This is a genomic window from Sporomusa rhizae, from assembly GCF_041428845.1.
GTDB classification, from domain to species: domain Bacteria; phylum Bacillota; class Negativicutes; order Sporomusales; family Sporomusaceae; genus Sporomusa; species Sporomusa rhizae.
This window is the reverse complement of the sequence record NZ_CP156925.1, coordinates 4,546,138-4,568,513: the sequence shown is the minus strand read 5'-3', so window position 1 is coordinate 4,568,513 and position 22,376 is coordinate 4,546,138. Positions and strand designations below refer to the sequence as shown.

17 protein-coding genes are annotated in these 22,376 nt (G+C 44.7%); 13 read left to right on the top strand and 4 right to left on the bottom strand.

The genetic code is table 11. From position 1 onward, the window contains the following. The first annotated feature begins 7 nt into the window (after positions 1-7). From SRRS_RS21485 to SRRS_RS21460, 6 genes are all read left to right on the top strand, one after another. Complete coding sequence (locus SRRS_RS21485; RefSeq protein ID WP_371363412.1) at positions 8-895, top strand: pyridoxamine kinase; 888 nt, start codon at positions 8-10, stop codon at positions 893-895. Then, the gene (locus SRRS_RS21480; protein ID WP_371363410.1) at positions 888-1,424 is read left to right on the top strand and encodes an ECF transporter S component; all 537 of its coding nucleotides are present in this window, start codon (positions 888-890) and stop codon (positions 1,422-1,424) included. Before SRRS_RS21485 ends, SRRS_RS21480 begins: the two co-directional genes overlap by 8 nt. A 147-nt stretch (positions 1,425-1,571) precedes the next feature. Continuing rightward, complete coding sequence (locus SRRS_RS21475; protein WP_371363409.1) at positions 1,572-2,069, top strand: DUF134 domain-containing protein; 498 nt, start codon at positions 1,572-1,574, stop codon at positions 2,067-2,069. A gap of 191 nt (positions 2,070-2,260) precedes the next feature. Further along, the gene (gene dcuC, locus SRRS_RS21470; RefSeq protein ID WP_371363408.1) at positions 2,261-3,517 is read left to right on the top strand and encodes a C4-dicarboxylate transporter DcuC; all 1,257 of its coding nucleotides are present in this window, start codon (positions 2,261-2,263) and stop codon (positions 3,515-3,517) included. Between the two features lie 19 nt (positions 3,518-3,536). Beyond that, positions 3,537-4,841, top strand: coding sequence for an amidohydrolase (locus SRRS_RS21465; protein WP_371363406.1), 1,305 nt, complete (start codon positions 3,537-3,539; stop codon positions 4,839-4,841). 138 nt (positions 4,842-4,979) lie between these two features. Then, a complete protein-coding gene (locus SRRS_RS21460) occupies positions 4,980-6,209 on the top strand; it encodes an aminopeptidase (RefSeq protein ID WP_371363405.1) in 1,230 nt (409 codons plus the stop codon). Between the two features lie 55 nt (positions 6,210-6,264). Here the strand turns inward: SRRS_RS21460 and SRRS_RS21455 are convergent, their stop codons facing one another. Then, positions 6,265-7,701, bottom strand: coding sequence for a DEAD/DEAH box helicase (locus tag SRRS_RS21455; RefSeq protein ID WP_371363404.1), 1,437 nt, complete (start codon positions 7,699-7,701; stop codon positions 6,265-6,267). A 169-nt stretch (positions 7,702-7,870) separates the two neighbouring features. On the opposite strand from SRRS_RS21455, the gene SRRS_RS21450 reads away from it, so the two are divergent. The 3 genes from SRRS_RS21450 to SRRS_RS21440 all read left to right on the top strand — a co-directional run bounded on the left by SRRS_RS21450 (position 7,871) and on the right by SRRS_RS21440 (position 10,912). Then, positions 7,871-8,470, top strand: a complete 600-nt coding sequence (locus SRRS_RS21450) for an HD domain-containing protein (protein WP_371363403.1) — start codon at positions 7,871-7,873, stop codon at positions 8,468-8,470. A gap of 482 nt (positions 8,471-8,952) precedes the next feature. After that, the gene (locus SRRS_RS21445; protein WP_371363402.1) at positions 8,953-10,677 is read left to right on the top strand and encodes a methyl-accepting chemotaxis protein; all 1,725 of its coding nucleotides are present in this window, start codon (positions 8,953-8,955) and stop codon (positions 10,675-10,677) included. A gap of 22 nt (positions 10,678-10,699) precedes the next feature. Then, on the top strand, positions 10,700-10,912 hold the full coding sequence (locus SRRS_RS21440; protein WP_371363400.1) for a hypothetical protein: 213 nt from the start codon (positions 10,700-10,702) through the stop codon (positions 10,910-10,912). A gap of 70 nt (positions 10,913-10,982) precedes the next feature. Here SRRS_RS21440 and SRRS_RS21435 read toward each other — a convergent pair whose 3' ends face one another. Continuing rightward, positions 10,983-12,434: a sigma-54-dependent transcriptional regulator gene (locus tag SRRS_RS21435; RefSeq protein ID WP_371363398.1), complete on the bottom strand. Its 1,452-nt coding sequence runs from the start codon at positions 12,432-12,434 to the stop codon at positions 10,983-10,985. Next, entirely contained in the window at positions 12,431-15,136 is a 2,706-nt protein-coding gene (locus SRRS_RS21430) for a PAS domain S-box protein (protein ID WP_371363397.1), read from the bottom strand. The genes SRRS_RS21435 and SRRS_RS21430 overlap by 4 nt, the downstream gene beginning before the upstream one ends. A 331-nt stretch (positions 15,137-15,467) precedes the next feature. Here SRRS_RS21430 and SRRS_RS21425 point away from each other — a divergent pair, with 331 nt between their 5' ends. After that, positions 15,468-17,378, top strand: coding sequence for a [Fe-Fe] hydrogenase large subunit C-terminal domain-containing protein (locus tag SRRS_RS21425; protein WP_371363395.1), 1,911 nt, complete (start codon positions 15,468-15,470; stop codon positions 17,376-17,378). A 141-nt stretch (positions 17,379-17,519) separates the two neighbouring features. Further along, positions 17,520-18,647, top strand: coding sequence for a [Fe-Fe] hydrogenase large subunit C-terminal domain-containing protein (locus SRRS_RS21420; protein WP_371363394.1), 1,128 nt, complete (start codon positions 17,520-17,522; stop codon positions 18,645-18,647). Between the two features lie 354 nt (positions 18,648-19,001). Here the strand turns inward: SRRS_RS21420 and SRRS_RS21415 are convergent, their stop codons facing one another. Next, entirely contained in the window at positions 19,002-19,496 is a 495-nt protein-coding gene (locus tag SRRS_RS21415) for a Dps family protein (protein WP_371363393.1), read from the bottom strand. Between the two features lie 227 nt (positions 19,497-19,723). On the opposite strand from SRRS_RS21415, the gene SRRS_RS21410 reads away from it, so the two are divergent. Both SRRS_RS21410 and SRRS_RS21405 read left to right on the top strand, forming a co-directional pair. After that, a complete protein-coding gene (locus tag SRRS_RS21410) occupies positions 19,724-21,013 on the top strand; it encodes a uracil-xanthine permease family protein (protein ID WP_371363391.1) in 1,290 nt (429 codons plus the stop codon). Positions 21,014-21,038: 25 nt separating this feature from the next. Further along, complete coding sequence (locus SRRS_RS21405; RefSeq protein ID WP_371363390.1) at positions 21,039-21,995, top strand: P1 family peptidase; 957 nt, start codon at positions 21,039-21,041, stop codon at positions 21,993-21,995. The last annotated feature ends 381 nt before the right edge of the window (positions 21,996-22,376 follow it).

Genomic DNA, 22,376 nt, shown 5'->3' with positions numbered 1-22,376 from the left:
AGAAAAAATGAGACCAGTAGTTCCAAGGGTTGCAGCCGTTCATGACATATCTTGTGTCGGACGCTGTTCTTTGACAGTGATTATGCCCATATTATCTTGTATGGGGATTCAGGTATGCCCGCTGCCTACCGCCGTGCTTAGCACTCATTTAGGCGGATTTAGCGATGTCGCTTTTCATGATTTTACTGACCAGATGAGCGACTTTTTTCAGCATTGGAAACGTGAAGGTATTTCCTTCGACTGTATTTATAGCGGCTTTTTGGCTTCAGGAGAACAGATTGATACTGTTACTGAATTTATTGATGAATTTTCCGCCAATAAACCATTAGTTCTGGTTGATCCGGTTATGGGTGATGAAGGTAGATTATATTCTGTCTATACGCCTAAGATGCAAGAGCATATGAAAAGACTTATCTGTAAAGCAGATATTATTACGCCGAATTTTACCGAAGCCTGTTTCTTATTGGGAGAGTGTTATCAGGAGCGGATTCTGGAACCCAATTTGCTGAAGGACTGGCTTGTCCGGCTGGCGGGATTTGGTCCTTCTCAGGTAGTTATGACAGGAATTCCTATCGGCAACCGGCAAATTATGAATATTGGCTATGAACAAAACTCAGGCGCTTTTTGGGAAGTTGTTAGTGAACATATTCCAGCCCGTTACCCGGGGACTGGTGATATCTTTGCCAGCATTTTGGCAGGGGCACTGCTTTGGCGCCAAAGTTTGCCGGAAGCGATGAAACTTGCTGCTGATTTTGTGGCTGCGGCTATTAAAGCGACTTATAAAGCAGACACTCCTACGCGGGAGGGTGTTTTATTGGAAACAGTTTTGCCACAGCTGGGATTGGTGTGGGCAAAGGCCAATAGTGAGAAAGAGGGAGGGAGTAAATTTGATTAATAAACGCAGGTTAACAGTAAAGGATATTGTATATGTTGGGGTGCTGGCCGCAATGTGTGCTATGGCTACTTCACTTAAAATTCCCTTTGGTGTTGGTGCTATGGTGCATTTGGGTACAGCTTTTCTCTTTACTGTTGGTATTTGTTTTGGTGGTGTGTACGCCGGTTTGGCGGGAGCCATCGGTTCGGCCTTTTACGATCTTCTTATGGGTTTTTCTCCATATACCGTATGGTCTTTTGTTATTAAGGGTACAGCCGGACTACTGGTTGGACTTATTGCCAAAGGATTATGGCCGGCACCAATTGCCTGTAATGCAGGTAATACGTGGGTGTGGCGGGCTTTATTAGGGTGTGTTGTGGCAGCAGCCTGGACGTTAGGTGGCTATATTGTCGCTTGGTGGCAAATAACAGGTAGCTTGGCAACAGCTTTTGCTAACATACCAAGCTCACTTATGACTTCTGGCGTTGGTTTGGTGGGTGCGATGATCTTGTCGCCCAAATTACGTAAAAATGTGAATAGATTAACGTAAGTTTTAATAATATGTTGGTAATAAGGTAAAGATGATCTGAACCCAACAAGCGGTTCAGATCTTTTTTTCTTTCTTCTCTTGTATTTTTTCCGCAATTTGGTATATAATTATAAATGAGCATATGCTCAAAAGAAAGGTTGATTGCTGGTGCCAAGGCGACGTTGTCACGGTTTAGTGTATGACGAACCACTATGCCGGAGGTTTTCTACACAAAGTGATGGAGATAATCAGCCGGTTATTTTGCAACTAGAAGAGTTAGAGGCCCTTCGGCTGAAGGATGTCAAAGGATGGGAACAAGCCATTTGTGCAGCCGTGATGGGTTTAACTAGACCTACCTATCAGAGAATTCTGCAATCAGCTCGGCATAAAGTCGCTACGGCGCTGGTGGAAGGACGGGCCATAATCATTGAAGGAGGGAACTATGTTATGAAAAACAGAGTATTTGAATGTGTGGATTGCAAGCATGTGTGGGAAGAACCCCCTTGCACCGAAGGTGGAAAACATGGGTATGAGATTGCCTGCCCGAAATGCGGCAGCATGCAAAAAATGAAATTGGATAATGGTGTCAAACATACCTGTGGCGGCGGTCAGCATGGTCATGAACACGGGCACGGCGGCGGGTGCTGCGGCGGACACGATCATTAATACTACGATTATAGTTAAGAATGCTAGCCTAGCTATGCAAAACGCATGGCTGGGCTAGCTTTTTTTTATTCGTTGAAATTTTATAAGACTCCCAAAGCCAGCAGGATAATAGTGCTATTTCAGAGAAGTTACATAGTTACATTGTAACACTTGTTCACAATGAAATAATGAGAGATGAAGGGGAGAAGAATGTGATTTGGTTGGGCGGTCTGATTGTTTTACTTACCTTTGCTGCAATTATTAAACGGTATGAAACAAGAATGGTCTTATTCACCTCCGGTCTTATTATGGCGTTGATTTCCGGAAAACCGCTGGTAGCTATTGACGCTTTTGCTACCGCCATGGTCAATCCTGGCTTAGTTACTGTTATTTGTACTGTAATGGGTTTTGCGTATGTTATGAAGCTGACCAAATGTGATGCTCATCTTGTACATTTATTAGCTGGTGGATTAACCAAATGCCGGCCAATTTTGATTCCCGGAACCATTGTGATTACGTTTGCCATTAATATAGCTTTGCCGAGCGCAGCCGGTTGTGCCGCCGCCGTCGGTGCCATTATGATTCCGGCATTAATTGGTGCCGGAGTTCATCCTGCTCTGGCTGGAAGTGCTGTGTTAGCAGGCACCTGGGGCAGTACCTTAAGTCCTGGCGCTACCCATAATCCGTTTATAGCCAAACTGGCAAACACGGATGTTATGACTGTAATTGCGGTATTAACGCCTGCCGATTTAGCAGCGCTGGCTGTTGTTGTCGTTGTTTTGACCGCTACTGCCTATCTCCGGAAAGAACATAATGTTACAATGTTGTCGGACGTGGAAAACAAACAAGAAACAGAATCTTTCAAAGTAAATCTGATTAAAGCGATTGTACCGGTTGTGCCACTAGTACTCTTAGTATTAGGCAGTAAACAAGTACATGTGATACCCGAAGTTACTGTGCCGCAGGCTATGATTTTTGGCACAATTCTCGGTTTTGTTGTTACCCTGGTCAACGCCCAGGAGATTACTAAACAGTTTTTTGCGGGCATGGGCGATGCCTTTGGTAGTGTTGTTGGTATAATTATCGCTGCTGCTGTGTTTAATAAAGGCATGGAATTAATTGGACTAACCGGTGCGTTGATTGACGCTATGAAGCATTCAGAGAGTATTGCCAAGCTTGCAGCAACATTTGGACCGTTTATTGTCGCTGTGCTTTCCGGTTCGGGTGATGCTGCCACGCTGGCCTTTAATGGCGCCATTACTCCCCACGCGCAGCAGTTTGGTTTTGGTATCATTCAAATGGGGCAACAGGCACAGGTTGTAGGCGCACTTGGCCGCTCGATGTCGCCGGTTGCCGGAGCTGCCATCGTTTGTGCCGGTCTGGCCGGCGTAAATCCTGTCGAATTGACCAAACGTAATGGACCGGCAATGCTTTTGGCGGCAATCGTGACAATGGTTGTCTTAATGTAGTTATACTTAGGAGGAACTTATGGTAGCGAATTTGGTAGAAAAGGCTGAGCAGTTAAGAGAAAAAACTATCGCCAGGCGGCAGGACTTTCACAAGCATGCCGAAGTTGCCTGGACAGAATTCCGCACAGCGGCGATTGTAGCTGAAACGTTAGCCGCGTTGGGATATGAAGTATTAGCTGGAGCGGAAGTGGTTGATGAACAAGCTATGATGGGAGTGCCGTCAGCAGCCGAACTCGACCGGCATGTTGAACGGGCGCTGGCACAGGGGGCCAATCCGAAGTGGGTCGAAAAATTGCGCGGCGGCAAAACCGGTGTTGTTGGAATACTCAAAGGCGCTAAGCCGGGACCAACAATCGGTATTCGCTTTGACATGGATGCCAATGATGCTTTGGAAGCTGAAGATGCCAATCACCGTCCGGTGAAAGAGCATTTTGCATCAGTAAATCGCGGCGCCATGCACGCCTGCGGCCATGACGGTCATACCGCCATCGGCTTGGCTGTTGCCGAAGTATTGGCTTCCTTGCGGGACGAACTTAGCGGTACGGTCAAGTTAATTTTCCAGCCGGCGGAAGAAGGCGTGCGCGGAGCTCGGGCTATGGCTGTCAAAGGCGTAGCCGATGATATTGATTTCTTATTGGGGATGCATATTGGTTTTAATACCAAAAAAATCGGTCAGCTTGCTTGCCGGATCGAGGGATTTCTGGCAACTACTAAGCTCGACGCTGTATTTACCGGTGTTGCTGCTCATGCCGGTGCCGCTCCCGAAGCCGGGCGCAATGCGCTGTTAGCTGCTGCGACAGCTGCACTTAACTTACATGCTATTGCCCGGCATAGCCAGGGGCCATCCCGGATTAATGTAGGGCAGCTGGAAGCGGGCACAGGGCGCAACGTTGTTCCGGCCAATGCTGTTATTAAGCTGGAAACCAGAGGCACAACAAGTGCAATTAACGAGTATATGTGCAGTGAAGCAACGCGGATTATTAAGGCTGCCGCTGATATGTACGACGTCCAAGTGGTAATCCGGGAGATGGGCGGAGCTGCCGGGGCGGAAAATGATCTGTGTCTTGTTGAGCGGATCGAGCGAGTAGCTGAAAAATTGGGCATTTTTGAGGAAATTATGCCAAGTTGTTACTTTGGCGCCAGTGAAGATTGTACCTACTTTATGGAACGGGTGCAGCAACATGGCGGTAAAGCGGCCTATCTTATGATTGGAACAGAATTGGCTGCCGGTCACCATGATTTCCGGTTTGACTTTGATGAAGCCGTTTTACCTCAGGCTGTGGCGCTGTTAAGTGCGGCGGCGGTAGAATTGTTGCAACAATAGGACAATGTGCCACTAAAGGCCTGCCCCTTGCAAAAAGAGGGGCGGGCTTTTAAAAAATCTAACATTATTAGCATGGTAACCATTGTGCTTGTTTAGAATATATATAGTAAATAGCTTAACGCATGGAAAGGAGTCACTATGGATAATACAGTGCTTAAAAAATATGCTGAGTTGTTAATCAAGACCGGCGTAAACATTCAAAAAAACCAAACTCTTATCGTTACTGCACCGATTGAGTGCGCCGATTTTGCCAGAGTTATTGCTGAGACGGCTTATCAGTCCGGTGCTCGTGAAGTGGTTATGAATTGGAAGGACGAGTTATCGTCCAAAATTAAATTTTTGCATGCACCTGACGAAATTTTTGATGAATTTCCTGAATGGCAAAAAGAGTTTTACCTCTCTTACGCCAAAACAGGAGCTGCCTTTGTCAGCATTGCTGCCTCTGACCCTGAGCTGTTAAAAGAAGTGGATCCCGACAGGGTAGTAAGGGTACAAAAGGCCAGCAATACAGCCCTTGAAGAATACCGGGAACGCATTATGAGCAATAGAAATGCCTGGAGTATTGTATCGATACCTACCAAAGCTTGGGCTAAGAAGGTATTTCCCCAGGCAACGGAAGAGGAAGCTGTCGAAAAATTATGGACGGCAATTTTAAAAGCCGTGCGTGTAGACACTGCTGATCCGGTTGCCGCTTGGCGTCAGCATAGTGAAAATTTGAAAAAGAGCATGCAATATTTAAATGCGCACAAGTTCAAAAACCTGCACTATAAAAATTCTGCCGGTACCGACGTAACCGTGGAGCTGCCGGACGGACATATCTGGCTTGGCGGACCGGAGCATACGGAAAAAGGGATTGAGTTCGTTGCCAATATGCCGACAGAAGAAGTATTTACTATGCCTAAGAAAACAGGGGTTAACGGCACCGTTGCCAGCGCTAAGCCGTTAAACTATAATGGCACATTAATCGACAAGTTTTCTCTTACCTTTAAAGATGGGCGGATTGTCGACTGCAAAGCAGAAGAAGGTTATGAAGTCCTCAAAAAATTGGTTGAGACCGATGAGGGTTCACATTATCTCGGCGAAGTGGCGCTTGTGCCTTTCGACTCGCCAATCTCCAATTCTAACATTTTGTTTTATAATACCTTATTTGATGAAAATGCTTCCTGTCATTTTGCTATCGGCAAAGCCTATCCCATTAATATTGAAAACGGCACTACCATGAGTAAAGACCAGTTGGCACAAGCCAGTGTCAATGATTCTATTGTGCATGTTGACTTTATGATAGGCACGGCTGATCTTGAAATCACCGGGACTACGGCTGACGGGAAAACCATACAAGTGTTTAAGGACGGGAATTTTGTCTTCTAAATTGGAAAAGCAGCAGACGGCCTAAATGGCGAGTCTGCTGCTTGCATTTTTCAGGCTATTTTTTATAGCCGCTTTGTTTATAGTTGCCTGGTTTATAGCGGGGTTTACCGGTACCGGTTGTTGTGCCTCTTTTATTCTCTGGCGGTTTTCTTCTGCTGCCATAAGAACGTGAGCGCAAGGGGGCTTCTTCGGTTATTTTGATTGGTGTGGTGTCCGGTTCCTTTGTCAGTAGTTTTAAGGCAGCAGACAATAGGGAAACCGAGTCGTTTTCAGCCAGAAGATCTTCGGCTCGGCCGCGATATTGCTCCAAGTTTCCTTCTTCAATCTGATTAAGGATCTTTTCTACAGCCAGCCGCTGCTGTCCTTCGATTGCTTCGATTACGCTGGGAACAGGCATGCGCACGATTTTTCGCTTAGTAGTGCGTTCAATTGTGCGCAAATGCTCTATTTCGCGCGGAATGACAAAGGTCATGGCTGAGCCGGTTTGGCCAGCACGGCCGGTACGGCCGACCCGGTGAACATAGCTTTCCGGGTCTTGCGGGATGTCAAAGTTATAAACATGAGTAACCCCACTGATATCGAGGCCCCTGGCTGCCACGTCGGTGGCTACCAGAATTTCAATGGTGCTTTCTCTAAACTGCCTAATAACACTATCTCGTTTGGCCTGAGTAAGGTCGCCGTGTATTCCCTCGGCAGAATAGCCACGCTTTTTCAGCCCTTCCGCAAGCTCGTCAACCCGGCGCTTGGTGCGGCCGAAAATAATAGCAAGTTCAGGGGATTGAATATCAAGCAGGCGGCAGAGCACATCGAATTTTTGTCTGTCCTGCAGTTCCATATAATATTGCTCAATGAGCGGAACAGTGACTTCTTTGGCTTTGATACTGATCATAACGGGCTCTTTTAAAAACCGCTGCGCCAAGCTTTGGATTTGTTTGGGCATGGTTGCTGAAAACAGCAGTGTTTGCCGGGATTCCGGCGTTGCGCTTAAGATCTTTTCAATGTCTTCGATAAAGCCCATATTGAGCATTTCATCGGCTTCGTCTAAGACCACCATTGAAATATCAGTAAGCCGAATGGTACGGCGTTCCATATGATCCATCAGACGGCCGGGAGTTGCCACAATAATCTGGGGTTTTCGTTGTAAAGCTTTAATTTGGCGCTGTATGTCCTGGCCTCCGTAAATGGGGAGGGTGTGGACGTTGGAGAATTGTGCGATTTTATTTAATTCTTCAGCTACTTGAATAGCTAATTCACGGGTAGGTGTTAGCACAATTCCGCGGATTGGCCCTTTGCCTGGTTCAAGATTTTCTAACAGCGGGATGCCAAAGGCCGCTGTTTTGCCTGTGCCTGTTTGGGCTTGCCCAACTAAATCTTTACCTGCTAGTAAAGTTGGGATAGCCTGTTCCTGTATAGGGGTAGGTTCTTCAAACCCCATATCACTAAGAGAGCGAATTATAATATCACTAATTCCTAGCTCTTTAAATTTTTCCAATATGGATAACCTCCTTTAAGTACGCTTTGTTAATTAGTATCGACAGGTTGTTGCGGATTGTATACTATTGCACCAAATGTTAAAATAGTAGGAGCATTTTATTCAAGATAAGTACATAGAAAGCAAAATAATGAATAAAAGATAAGCGGGGAGAGAAGAGGGGATTTTTGTGATTAGCCAACGCCTGGAGCAGCAAATGGCATTTATCATTGAAGTGGACAAGATAAAACAAATTTATCGCCGAAATTATGTTATTGGGACAGACCGCCACGAAACAGACGCCGAACATTCCTGGCATTTGGCCATTATGGCTGTGCTGCTGTCCGAACATGTCACCGGTTACCCGGTTGATATACTCAAAATTATTAAAATGGTGCTTATCCATGACATTGTCGAAATTGATGCCGGCGATACCTACTGTTTTGACGCACAAGCCGGGATGGATAAAGAAGCCCGGGAACGAACAGCAGCTGACCGGCTGTTTGGGCTGCTGCCTTTAGATCAGGCGCAGGAGATGCGGGCATTATGGGAGGAGTTTGAACAAAGGGTTAGTCCTGAAGCCAGATTGGCCGATGCCCTCGATCGGTTGCAGCCGCTGGTGCTGCACTATAAAACAGAAGGCAAGTCCTGGAGACTGAATAATATTGTCAGTGCCCAAGTACGAGAGCGCAACAAACGAACTAAGGAGATAGCGGCCGAGTTAGGCCAGCTTGTTGAGCAGATTATTCAGGATTCCATCGCCCGCGGCTATCTGCGGGAAAGTAAATAGCGTATAGTATAAAGAAAACACGACTTGCGCCGAGCCTTTGGCGATAGCGGAAGTCGATGTTGCCCTTATCCAGGCGAAAGTTATACTTTCTATCAGGACAAGAAAAAGCCAGATACCCGGTTTGTCGGGTTCTGGCTTTATTAGTTTCCTAACAGAAAGTACACTCCCTTACACCAGGTAAAAGGTACGGCCGTTACTTGCGTCAGATGTCGGTGCAAGCCATTTTTACAACAACTTACAAAGTATAACATTATTTGGGCATTCTGTACAGTATTTTTATATGAGGTTCGCAAAATACTGTTTTGTATTGAGAAATATTTGGTGATTTTTGTTCATTTTTGTACAAGTCAGTGAACAACAATGTAAAAATAAGCGAAAAAGTGAAATGAAAAGTGTCGAACTTGCTGGATTGAGCTATTGGCATGATTTATGCAAATATATTGGAAAGAACCTAAAAGCAGAGACTGTAGTGGAGGGGTCATATGAAATTGAAGATGGGAGCGAAGGTTGGTTTAAGTTTTGGTATTATTATTGTTCTTATAGCTATTAATGTAGGATTTGCATGGTCTGTATTATCAAGTATCGTAAATAATGCGGAGACAGTAGAGAAAGCCAGTAATCAGCTTTCTCTAGGCAATAAAATCGCCTACCAGTATCATGAAACCGTAATAGCCATCCGGACTTATGTTGCTTTTGGCGATCCTAAAGTAGCTGCTCGCATAGAGGAGGAGCTTAATGCAACATTGCAATTGGAAGATGAATTATTAAATATAGCGCCTCAGGCAGCAAAACCGAGCCTGGAGCAATTGCGTGCAAATACCAAAAAATACAGTGATAGTATTCGAACAGACTATATGCCGATTGCTATAGCTTACCAACGGGAAACGGCAGCCGGCAATTTAGTTCAGGCGCAGGAATATAAAACTAAGCTTAACGAAGTTGCCAAAGTTGTTGTTCCGTTATCAGTAGAAATTGATAAGACGTTGAAAGCGGTGGCGGAAGAAAACGATAAGCTGGTAGCGGCTAACCTTCAGGAAACGAATCGTTTGGCACACGGGGCTAAAAGCCTGCAGCTCGTGATTGGGATTGCTGCTTTGCTGTTAGGAATTGCTATCAGTGTAGTGTTAACAATTATGATAAAAAGGCCACTAGGTAAGTTGGCTGCAGTGACCGATAACTATGCCCAGGGTGATCTTCGGGAGATTGTCCAAGTCAATACCAGTGATGAGCTGGGTGAGTTGGCCCATTCGCTAAAAATTATGCGGGACAGTCTATCCGATATTGTAATCAATATTGCACAGTCCTCGCAGCAAGTAGCCGCGGCTTCCGAAGAACTGACCGCCAACGCGGAACAATCGTCGCAGGCAGCAATCCAGGTAGCAACCATTGTTACCGAGATTGCGTTGGGAGCTAATAATCAGGTTACAGCGACTAAAGAAACATCAACTATTGTTGAGAAAATGTCAACTGATATTAAAGATATTGCTGCAAATGCCGTAAATGTAGCAGGGGTAGCGGATAAAGCGGCTGAAGCCGCCAATAGCGGCGGAAAGTCGGTTGCAACCGCCGTGGCTCAGATGAATAATATTGAGCGGACTGTGAATGATTCTTCAACAGTGGTATCAAAGCTGGGTGAGCGATCCAAAGAGATAGGTCAAATTGTTGATACCATTTCAGGACTTGCCGGCCAAACCAACTTGTTAGCCCTTAATGCAGCAATTGAGGCTGCCCGTGCCGGTGAACAAGGACGCGGGTTTGCGGTTGTAGCCGAAGAAGTTCGCAAGCTTGCCGAGCAATCGCAGTCAGCCGCCAAGCAAATTTCTGATCTGATTTTTGAAATTCAGGGAGATACGGAAAAAGCCGTTACGTCGATGACGGAAGGAACTAAAGAGGTTAAAGCCGGAACCCAGGTGGTTAATGCCACAGGCGAAAGCTTCCGGATTATTACTGACCTCGTTACTGAAGTATCTTCCCAAATTCGTGAAATTTCGGCTTCTATTGGGGAAATGGCAGCCAGCAGTATTCAAATTGTTACATCGGTTCGGGATATCGAAGAGGTGTGTAAATCGACGGCCGGACAAACGCAGAATGTGTCTGCAGCCGCCGAAGAGCAGTCAGCGTCCATGGAGGAAATTGCCGCTTCCAGCCAAAGTCTTGCCAAGCTGGCCGAAGAGTTGCAGGAGTCAATGTGCAGGTTCCGGTTATAAAAGTAGAAAGGGGAGTAAGTATATGACGGATAACGACAAAATTGAAGTTGAGATTACCGAAGAGGAGAAGGCTGAGCTTCTCAGAGGACTTCCGCTGACAGACAGATTTAATTTACAAACGGAAAAACCGGAAAAGGCGGAAGTTCTAAAGAACTTTGCTAGAGTTCAGCGCATTTTGCAGGCTTCGATGGATATAGAGACAAGTAATGCAGGTATAAGTTCGTATAATAGATAAGCAACCTCTGAGAGAGAAAACAAAAGGAAATCGCGTACTGCTGCGATTTCCTTTTGTAAAACGTTTATAATTACCCGTTTAGCTTTTCAACCCGGTAGGAAAGCGATCTGCGGGAAAGACCAAGATAGGCAGCAGCTGCTGATTTGTTGCCGTTATGCAAGAGTAAGGCGGCTGCAACAATTTTATCGACAAATTCATCCAGGTTAAAGGGGGTAGGCGGTAAAACTACAGGCGCTTCCGGAATAATTGCGCCCGACTGCATCACCGTTGGAATGGCGGTATTTCCGGATGCTATGTTAAGATGTTCGGCTTTAAGTTCTTTATTATCAAACATAAAAACCGACCATTCAATCGTATTCTTCAGTTCACGGATATTTCCGGGCCAGGAATGGCTGACTAATACTTTTTGTGCTTCGCTGCTGATAGTGGCGAATTTTTTGTTTTTCTGTGCGGCAAACTGGCGGAGAAATACTTCTGCCAAAGGAATAATCGATTCGCGGCGCTCACGCAGGGGGGGTAATACAATTTGCCCCACGTTGAGACGGTAATAGAGATCACGGCGGAATTTGCCTTCTTCCACGGCTTGACGCAAATCGATATTGGTAGCGCAGACAACGCGGACATCTGTTTTTATTTTTTTTAAGCCGCCAACTCGGTAATACTCTTTTTCTTGCAGTACCCGCAAGAGTTTGGCCTGCATTTCCAGCGGCATTTCACCAATTTCATCAAAAAACAGTGTGCCGCCTGCTGCTAAATCAAACTTACCTTTTTGACCTTTAGTTAAGCCTCCTGTAAATGAACCGGCCTCATAACCAAACAGCTCACTTTCAAACAGGGTAGGGGTTACGGCGGCACAGTTGATATCGACAAAGGGGGTTGGCTCTTCGAAGTCATCGTAATGTATGAGTTTGGCAACCATCTCCTTGCCGGTACCTGTTGCCCCCTGGATGAGGACAGAAATGGACCTGTCTTTGTGATACATTCCGGCCTGACGGAATACATCCTCCGTCGCTTTATCAAAGATGCCTATTTCGCCGATTCCTTCGGCTTTAGCGACTAACCGCCGTAAGCGGGAAATTTCTTTACTCGACTCTTGTGTTGCCGCCTGGACTTCTTGATCGAAATGATCGGTTAGGCGGCGGTTTTCGCGCAACAAGCCTTGATGTTCAGCGACCTTATTGACAATAATGGCTAATTCCTGAATATTGATTGGTTTTATTAAATAATCATAAGCCCCTATCCGTAATGCCTCGACGGCTGTTTCCATAGAGCCGTGTCCGGTGAACAGGACAATATCGGTGTAGGTGCTGTTAGGTAATTCTTTGATATGTTTTAATAGATCAAGGCCCGACATCTTAGGCATTTTGATATCGGTTAACACCATAGGAAAGCTAGCATTGCTGAATGTAGCAAGTGCTTCGTCGCCATCAGCACATTCAATAATTTCGTGTCCCTGCCTGCGCAAGAACTTGGCAACCGACATTCGACTGCCGGAATCGTCATCTACAAGTAGTATATTCAATTGCTGACATCCTCCTTACAACCATTAGGTTCCATTATGGGGAATTCCAACTGGAAAGTAACTCCCCGGTCCGGGTTATCAAAAATCATTATATTACCGCCATTAGAAGTGACTACCGATTTAACAATAGCTAACCCCAAACCCATACCGTCGTTTTTGGTAGTAAAGAAAGGTGTAAAAATCTTGGCTTTAACAGCTTCCGGAATCCCGGGGCCGTTATCAGAAACTTGTAATATAATCTTGTCTTGGTATTTTGTGCGAATGGTAATTTCTTTTTGCGGCTGGGGCGAACTTACTAACGCCTGGAGGGCGTTATTCATAAGGTTAAGAATAACATGTTCCATATAAGCAAGCGAGCCATATATTTCGAGCGGATCATCGGTAAGATCATGGATAAGGGTGACGCCGACTGCATCCAAATTAGGAGTCATCATTTTTATAGTGTTTCTGATAGCTATAGCTAAGCTGAAGCGTTGATTGTTAGGGGTTTGATTCGTCCGGATTAAATCGCGGATGTATTTAATGATGCTCGCGATGCGGGAAGACTGCTCGGAAATTGTTTGAACATCTTCCAAAAATTCTTCCCAGTTATAGGTATTGCCCTCTTTTGACCACATCAAGATACTATCGGCAGTAACCTTAATAGAATTTAGCGGCTGGTTGATTTCATGGGCAATTCCTGCTGCCATGTTGCCCAGAAAAGCTAACTTTTCCGCCTTGTTAATGCGGTCTCTGGCAGCTAATAGTTCGGTTTCGGCCTTCTTACGGCCAGATATATCGCGGGCAATAGACAGCCCGACAAGTTCGCCGTTAAGAGCAAACAGGTGGGCATTTACTTCGGCAAGTATAATTCTGCCGTCTTTGGTTACCTGATCGAATTCAAATATAGCTTGCCGGGAAGCCAGCAGCTTTTCCATGCGTAACGTGGTAGCTGCTTTTCCCTGATTGGACATGGTGTCAAACATACAGAGCGACAATAATTCGTTTCTGCTGTAGCCCAGCCAGCGGCAGGCTACATTGTTTACTTCAATAATTCGGCCAGGTAACCCCTGTGCTGTAATTTTCCAGACAAAAATAGCGTCCTGTACACTGTCAAATAATTGACGATACCGTTTTTCGGCTGCGCGGCGGACAAAAATTTCCTGAGCAAGAATTGCGTTAGTATTAGCAAGCTGCCGGGTTTGTTCTTCGGCGCTTCTTTCCAGGCGTTTATAGTAATATTTTAAATCCCGGTCAGCCAATATTTTATCGTGAATATCCAGGCAGCAGTTGATATAGCCGACAAACGTGTTATCAGTATCAAATCTGGGAATACCGGACGATTGAACCCAGCGATACCGGCCATCAAAGCGCAGCATCCGATATTCATAAAAATATTTCTTTTTCCGGTTAACGGCGCTGCAGAAGGTATCCTCGACCATTTGCCGGTCTTTAGGATGTATATAGTCTGTCCAGGTAATTTCTGCTGGGTTTTGTGTAGTCACTCCTGTATACTCACGCCATTTTTCGTTAACAAAGGTGCAGTTGCCATCTTTATCATCCATCCACAAAATGAGGGGGATGTTGTTTGACAAATAATGAAAGCGCTCTTCGCTTTCAAGCAGTGCTCTTTCTGATAGTTTTTGTTCACTGACATCCTTGGCAATAGTAATAACCCGGAAAGTATTCCAGAATTTCACCATATAAGCATTAATCTCGACCGCAATTTGTCTACCGCTTTTGGTGCGAAAAGTGGCTTCAAAGAATACATGCTCCATCTTCATTAGTTTTTCTAACTGGCTGCTCGTTGTCTTTAGGGAGGACGAATCATTGATGTCTGCTATGGACATGTTTAATAGCTCGGCCCGTGTATAGCCGAGAAAGCTGCAGGCCCTGTCGTTAACTTCTAAAAATGATGCGTGCTTGCTGGTTGAGGGCGGGGAGACAAAAATAGCATCGTTACTGTTGTTAAACAACGCCTCGCAGCGTTCCTGGATCGTACGGAAATTATCACTGTCATACAATCGGCGGGTTGTATTATCCCGCAGCATTAATACGGCTTCATGTGGATTTAGGGCCGCTAAGCGGGCTTCATAAATTTTGTTTTTTTCTATTTGACAATCAAAGGTGCAGACAGTTTTATTTTTGAGAGCCATATGCACATACTGCATTGTTTTATGAGCTAACGTACGGTCCACAATATCACAAATGTTTTTACCCACACTAAACTTGGCTGCCATTTCGGAATTCTCGTTCGTTCTTGAAAGAATTTCGCAAATGACGCCATCTTTGTCAATTATGCTGATAGTATCAGATGCTGCGTTCAGAACGCCGCGAAGCTTTTCTTGGGTCCGGTGCAGTTCGGCCTCGGTTTTTTTGCGTTCGGTAATATCAACGAGGGCACCTGCAACCGAAGGTTGGCCATCAAATTCTATACAATGACTACTTAGAACTTCAACATAGCGGCAGGTTCCTGTTTTGGTAAGTATCCGCACTTCGTAGCGTGCGTCTACTTTTTGTCCGGATAAGCATTTTTGCATAATTTCACGAACAAGTTCCCAGTCACCAGGGTGAATATAGTTATAGATATTATCTACTACTAGCAGCTCGGACTGGGGATGATCTATAATGGCCTCGAAATTTTTGTTACCGTATACCAGTTTAGTTCCTTGTATAATGTAAATGCCAATTGATAAATTCTCCACTAAGTTGCGATATTTCAACTTCAGACACCTCATCATCTGTATTCGCCATGATTTTGTAGAATCCTTGAAAACAATGGAGATATAGGATATTATTGTAATATTTTTAAAGAAAATAGGAAAAAACGTCAAAGCAACGATTCCATAGACATCTATAATTACAAAAAAAAGAGGTTGAATCGCTATTTTTTTGTACAAAACATGACAAAACAAACGTAACTTTTGTCCATAAATGTCGTATAAATAAAGCTTTTGTAAACATGTAACAAAATACAGAAAATTTGTTTGACTTGGTGTAGACTGGTATTATAATAGGATTGTGACAAAAATAACGAAGGTGCGGGTGACGATTGTGATTCAAGAGGTATTATTAACGAAGGAAGAACTCTGTGCCGGCTGCAATAAATGTATTGCAAAATGCCCGACAAAGGCCAATATTGCCTATCAAGTAGCGGGAGAAAACAAAGTTAAGGTAGATCAAAAACGCTGTATACATTGCGGCGAATGCTTGGAAGTTTGTGATCACGGGGCTAGGGATTTTGCTGATGATACCCAACTTTTTTTTGAGGACCTTAAGCGCGGGACAAGCATTTCTCTTATTGCCGCACCAGCTATCCGCTTTAATTTTACCAATTATAAACGTCTCTTAGGCTATTTGAAATCATTGGGAGTAAAGCTCATTTACGACGTATCTTTCGGAGCGGATATTACTACCTGGGCCTATTTGGAAGCCATTCGGGAACAGCACCTTACGTCAGTAATAGCCCAACCTTGTCCGGCCATTGTCAATTATGTACAAAAATTCCGCCCGGAACTTATTTCCAGTTTGGCTCCTATTCACAGTCCCATGCTGTGTACTGCTGTATATTTGAAAAAATATAAACAGATTACTGATAAATTGGCATTTTTGTCTCCGTGTATCGGCAAAATAGACGAGATTAATGAAAAAGATACCGAGGGATTGGTTCAGTACAATGTGACTTGTGAAAAGTTGGACAAATACCTCAAACAAAATGGTATTATTCTGGATTCCTATCCCGAAACTGAATTTGACGATGCCGGCTGCGGCCTGGGTCTGACTTTCAGCCGTCCGGGCGGCTTGCGTGAGAATGTCGAATTTCATACCAATGATGTTTGGATCAGGCAGGTAGAAGGTCCGGGTCATGTCTATCATTACCTGGATGAATATGCTGCGCGAGTGCGGCAAGGGAAAAACGTACCTTTGCTCGTGGATATACTGAACTGTTTGTGCGGCTGTAATCTTGGTACGGGTACAAATAAGACAATTACTATTGATGATATAGATTACAAAATGAATCAACTGAAGCAAGCTGCGATTAAAGAGCAGACTACTAGCAAGCTGTTTAAGAAAAGCTACTCTTTGTTTGACATGTTCGATAAAGAATTAAAATGGCAGGATTTTGTCCGTCGTTATGAAGATAAGTCCAAGATGGTAGCGCAATCTGCCAACTTTGACTTGGAAGCAGTATTTTCTACCCTGCACAAAACGACAGAAGCTTCACGCAAGGTTAATTGCTATGCTTGCGGCTTTGGCAGCTGCAAAGATTTTGCGACTGCGGTAGCTCAAGGTATTAATCATGTGGAAAATTGTATTGATTATAATCGGAAAGAAGTAGAAGCCGAGAAAGTGTTACTGACTAAGACCAATGCCGAAGTACAGGACATGCTGGCCCAAGTAAAAACTTTGGGTGAAGAACGCGAACGTTCGGCCGTACTTCTTAGAGAACGCGTAAAAGATATAACCGACGCTATTCAGGAAGTATCTCTTGGCAGTAGTGACAATGCCAAGAGTATTGAAACAATTAGTCAGGAAGTACATTTTATTTTGCAAACCGCTACTGAACTTCGGGACAGCATTCTTGAGGTAGAAACTAAACTAAAAGACTTTAGTCAAGCCTCAGATGAAATCGTAGGTATCGCCGGACAGACCAATCTGTTATCTTTAAACGCAACTATCGAAGCTGCCCGCGCCGGTGAGCAGGGTAAAGGGTTCGCCGTTGTCGCCAATGAAGTTCGGGTACTTGCCGACAAATCCAAGACTATAGTCACGTCAACCAAAAATAGTGAAGCAGATATTAGGCATCAGGTTGCTACCATTATTAGCATTTCGGACGACCTGGAAAAGAAAATGGATGCCGTAAATAATGAAATTACCAATATCTCGGCCACTGTGCAGCAAGTCACCGCCAAATGCGAGGAAATTGCGGCAACTGCCTCGATGTTGGAACAGAAAAATCGGTGATTATTAGCTTCAGCTAATAATAAGACAGTGAATTTTGTCGAAATTTTTCGATAGTTTAGCCGCCTCACCGTCATTATTCGCTATGATTGTCGTATTATAATATGATTGCGATGATTGACGAAAGTGTGGGTGATGATTTTGATGGAAGCGGTTTTGTTAATTAAAGAAGAATTATGTGTGGGCTGCAAAAAATGTATGGACAAATGTCCGACAAACGCAAGTATTGCCTATCAGGTTCAGGGCAAGAACAAAGTTAAGGTCGATCAAAAGCGGTGTATACACTGTGGAGAGTGCTTGGAAGCTTGCGACCATGGCGCCAGGGATTTTGCTGATGACACCCAGCTTTTTTTTGATGAGCTTAAACGTGGTACAAGTATTTCTCTCTTTGCTGCTCCGTCTATACGCTTTAATTTTGCCAACTACAAGCGGATGTTTGGTTATTTAAGATCATTGGGAGTAAGGCTAATTTACGATGTATCTTTTGGAGCGGATATTACTACCTGGGCGTACTTAAAAGCCATTCGGGAACAGAATCTCAAATCGCTAATTGCCCAGCATTGTCCGACCATTGTCAATTATGCGCAAAAATTCCGCCCGGAACTTATTCCTAACCTGGCTCCTATTCACAGTCCCATGCTGTGTACTGCTGTGTATATGAAAAAATATAAAAATGTGAATGATAAGCTGGCCTTCCTATCACCATGTATCGGCAAAATAGAAGAGATCAACGAAAAAAATACCGGTGGGTTGGTGCAGTACAACGTAACTTATGAAAAATTGGAGAAATACCTTGAACAAAATGGTGTTAATCTAGATTCCTATCCTGAAACTGAATTTGATGATATTGGCTGCGGTCTGGGGCAGACCTTTAGCCGTCCCGGCGGATTGCGTGAGACTGTAGAGTTTCATATCAAGGATGGGTGGATTAGGCAAGTAGGAGGACCGGAGCATGTGTATCAGTACCTGGATGAATATGCTGTACAGCTGCGTCAAGGGGAAAATGTCCCTTTGCTTGTAGATATACAAAATTGTTCCCGTGGCTGTAATGTAGGTACAGGCATTAATCGGCCAAGCACTATTGCTGCTGCAGATAAAATTAATCGGTTAAAGCAAACGGCGATTAAACAGCAAAGTAGTGATACGCTGCTAAAGCAAAGCCACTCGTTGTTTGACTTGTTCGATAAAGAATTAAATTTGCAGGATTTTTTACGACATTATGAGGACAAGTCTCAGATGGTATCACAATCTGCGGGCGTTAATTCCAAGTAATAGGTAATAAACTGTATATATTGACATAATCTTGGTGTAAGAACAATTGTTTCAACTATAAAAGGGTTGAATTTCTAAGATAGAGATTCAACCCTTTTACTACCCTAACAAAAAGTATAAATTTTAAAAAACAGGATAAGGGCAACAGCGGTTTCCACTGCCGCCAAAGGAAGGAGTATTTTCTTTATGTAAGGGCTGGAAAACAGTATTTAACATCCAAGATCTACGAATTAAAATAGTGAGCTCCTAACATCTTGTGTATGGCTTAGGTGCTTGCAGAGAGAATAATAAGATGGAAGGCATTTTCAAGATTTGCTGTTAGGATGCATCTATTTAATAGGGGTATTATACATTTTATTGAGAGCACCTGGTTATATAGGCATTAAAGAACCAGATATTTTTTTCCAAGAAGCACATAGTTTCTGCTAATAACGAACTAGTGCATTCATCAAGCGTTTCTTTGGTAATATAGTCTACTTTTCTAACAAGCTTCAGTAGCTGGCAAAAGTCTTCGATAATAATCTCAGCCGCGCAAAGTGAGGATATATCTTCACTGGGTAGTTCTTCGATTGCTGCTGCATCCAGAAAGTCTTGAAGAGATGCTAGCGGATATTCCCCCAGCATTTTGATTCTTTCGGCTGTTTGATCCATTTTTTCGCCGACGTTTTCATATAATTCCTGGGTTTTCGCATGCAGAGCAAAAAAACCGGAATCGACAACATTCCAATGGATATTATGGAGTTTGATCTGAAGCACACCGAGGTTAGCCAAATATAATTGTAATCCTTCGATTACTTTTGAGGTTATTTCTGGTTTTAAGCCGCATTGACAATGTTGGTTTTTCTCCAAGAAAGTCGCTCCTTTCTATATTGAGCCTTCTTTATATACTTATGTAGGTTTACTACTAACGTGCGTGTACTGCACAAAATTGGCGGTTACTATATTAAAAGGAAATTCCAGGGAATGGGAGGATTCTATGCGAACGATAGGGAAGATAAGTTACTACAAGTAATGGTAACCCGTTTGTTACGGGAGTTCCCATGGAAACACGATAGAATAGATGCAGGAGGAAAGCCTTGAATCAATTTACATTCAAGTACCAATTAGATGAGTATTTACCAGCCAGGCAGACTTTAATTTATAGCCTGCAATGGTTTTTGTTATCGGTTCCCTATATTGTTATTCTTGGGGCTCTTGCTGCCAACCATGACTATGCTAACGCCCCGGCCTTACAACTGATGTACTTGCAAAAGTCATTTTGGGTAGTGGGGATTACGCTATTTGTTCAGGTCCTGTGGGGGCATCGTCTGCCGCTTGTGGTAGGACCGGCTGGTGTGTTATTGAGCGGTATTTTGGCAAATCAAGCCGCCGGCGCAAGCGGAGCAGTATATTTTGCTATTGCCATATGCGGACTTATACTGGCGGTATTAAGCAGTTTAAAGTTGTTGCGATATGTCAGTGCGCTATTTACTACCCGGATAGTGGGGATTGTATTATTATTAATAGCTTTTGTCATTGCACCGGCTGTTCTGAATATGATTGTAGGCAATACAGACAGGCCGTTTACCAATCTAATGTTTGCAGTATTTATGCTCGTGGCCTTGCTGCTGGGGCAGCGGTGGCTGCCTGATATGCTAAAGTCAACGATAATTGTGTGGGCATTGCCACTCGGCAGTATCATCTATTACAGCCTGTTCGCCAGCAACTGGCCGGAATGGTCTCAGACCTTGCCAACGGCTGGCGAATGGAACATGGCGGCCTATTCTTTTACATTTGATCCGGTTGTAATCATTTCATTCGCTTTTTGCTTTTTAGCATTGATGGCCAATGATTTAGGGTCAATTCAAAGTAATGGTGCCCTGCTGGAGGTTAATGATTTAGAACAACGCACCAACGTCGGGATGCTCATTACCGGGTTAGGTAATGTGCTGGCAGGCTGTTTCGGGGTTATCGGACCTGTTAACTATTCGCTTAGTGGCGGAGTTATTATTACTACAGGCTGCGCGTCACGCTTTCCTCTGGCTTTTACAGCGCTGGCTATGGTTGCAGTGGGGTTTGTACCGGCACTGATTGGCCTGCTTTCCTGCGTGCCGCCGGTTGTGATAGGCAGCGTTTTTCTCTACGCTCTTTGCCCGCAAGTGGCAGGAGGGCTGATGATGCTGGGGAAATCGCTGGAAACGGACGGCTTTGATACCGGGATTATTATCGGTGCTTCACTAATGCTGGGCACAATGGTGGCTTTTTTACCGGGACCGGTGGTAGCAGCTATTCCGGTGATTATCCGGCCGCTGGTCACCAATGGTTTTGTCGTCGGTGTTACGATTGCTTTATTTTTGGAGCATATAGTTTACAAAAAATCGCAGTAATGAAAATGGTAAGGAGTTAGAGAGAATGATGACATTGACGGATATTACCGGTATTAAAATCGGACATGCCCAAAATAGGGAGGCGGCAACCGGCTGTACAGTTATTCTCTGTCCGGAAGGAGCTACCGGCGGAGTAGATGTTCGCGGCGGCGCTCCCGGGACGAGGGAAACCGATTTGCTCAATCCGGTAAATTATGTTGATAAAGTACACGCTGTTCTGCTAAGCGGTGGCAGTGCGTTTGGCTTGGATGCCGCCGCCGGAGTAATGCAATACCTGGAAGAACAGGGGGCAGGCTTTGACGTAGGTGTAACTAAAGTGCCGATTGTTGCCGGGGCGGTGTTGTTTGACCTAAACTGTGGTGATTATCGTATCCGGCCCGACAAAGCCATGGGGTATGCCGCTTGCCAAGCCGCCAGCGCAGGGGTAGTGGCGGAAGGCTGTGTAGGTGCCGGAACCGGAGCAACCGTTGGCAAAATATTTGGGATGCAGCACGCTATGAAAGGCGGGCTGGGTATAAGTTGTATGGCTGTTGGCGATTTGCGGGTAGGGGCTGTTGTCGCCGTTAATTGTCTTGGCGATGTAGTTAATCCGGCTGAAGGCGGAAAGATTATTGCCGGAGCTTTTGCCAAGGAGCCATTTAGGTTTTTAAACTGTGAACAAGGTTTACTTTCTCAGCACGACAAAAAAGTTAATCGGTTTGCCGGCAATACTACCATCGGCGCTGTTGTTACCAATGCCATCCTAACCAAGGCACAGGCTAACAAGATAGCGTCGATGGCGCATAACGGTTATGCCCGAACCATTCGTCCGGCTCACACCCTGTTTGACGGTGATACAATTTTTACGGTAGCAACAGGGCAGGTAACCGCAGATATTAACGTAGTAGGTGTACTGGCAGCGCAGGCTGTTGAACAGGCCGTACTCCGGGCAGTAACCCAGGCAACTTCGTTAGCCGGTTTTACCTGTTGCCGGGATATATAATAAGAAAAATCGCTAACGCGGTCCTTTGATATTGAGTACATCCGAAATTTGGTACTCAACTCCGTTAACCTTTTTAGGGGCACTCGCGGAGTCCTAGACAACCCCCGTAACTTCCGTAACCCCTGGCCCTTTGCCGGAAAAAGCGTTCCGCAGGAGAAAATCCAGGCGGTATTCCGTTAAGAAATTCGTACTGTTTGAGTGTAGCGAGTTTACGAATTTTAGGAGTACTGCCTGGATTTTCAGGTCCGCGCATTGAAATGGAGACTGTATCATACAGGGCTATGAAAGCAGATCTCTAGCGGAACAGGTTAGCGTGGAGGCTTCGGGCCTAGACCTTTTGTTTACTTTTGTGGCAATAACAAAAGTAAAATTCTGCAAACT

Bases quoted from the DNA above. Each gene is read 5' to 3' on its own strand.
- SRRS_RS21485 (WP_371363412.1), top strand. From the start codon at position 8: ATGAGACCAGTAGTTCCAAGGGTTGCAGCCGTTCATGACATATCTTGT.
- SRRS_RS21465 (WP_371363406.1), top strand. From the start codon at position 3,537: ATGGTAGCGAATTTGGTAGAAAAGGCTGAGCAGTTAAGAGAAAAAACT.
- SRRS_RS21460 (WP_371363405.1), top strand. From the start codon at position 4,980: ATGGATAATACAGTGCTTAAAAAATATGCTGAGTTGTTAATCAAGACC.
- SRRS_RS21445 (WP_371363402.1), top strand. From the start codon at position 8,953: ATGAAATTGAAGATGGGAGCGAAGGTTGGTTTAAGTTTTGGTATTATT.
- SRRS_RS21440 (WP_371363400.1), top strand. From the start codon at position 10,700: ATGACGGATAACGACAAAATTGAAGTTGAGATTACCGAAGAGGAGAAG.
- SRRS_RS21420 (WP_371363394.1), top strand. From the start codon at position 17,520: ATGGAAGCGGTTTTGTTAATTAAAGAAGAATTATGTGTGGGCTGCAAA.
- SRRS_RS21405 (WP_371363390.1), top strand. From the start codon at position 21,039: ATGATGACATTGACGGATATTACCGGTATTAAAATCGGACATGCCCAA.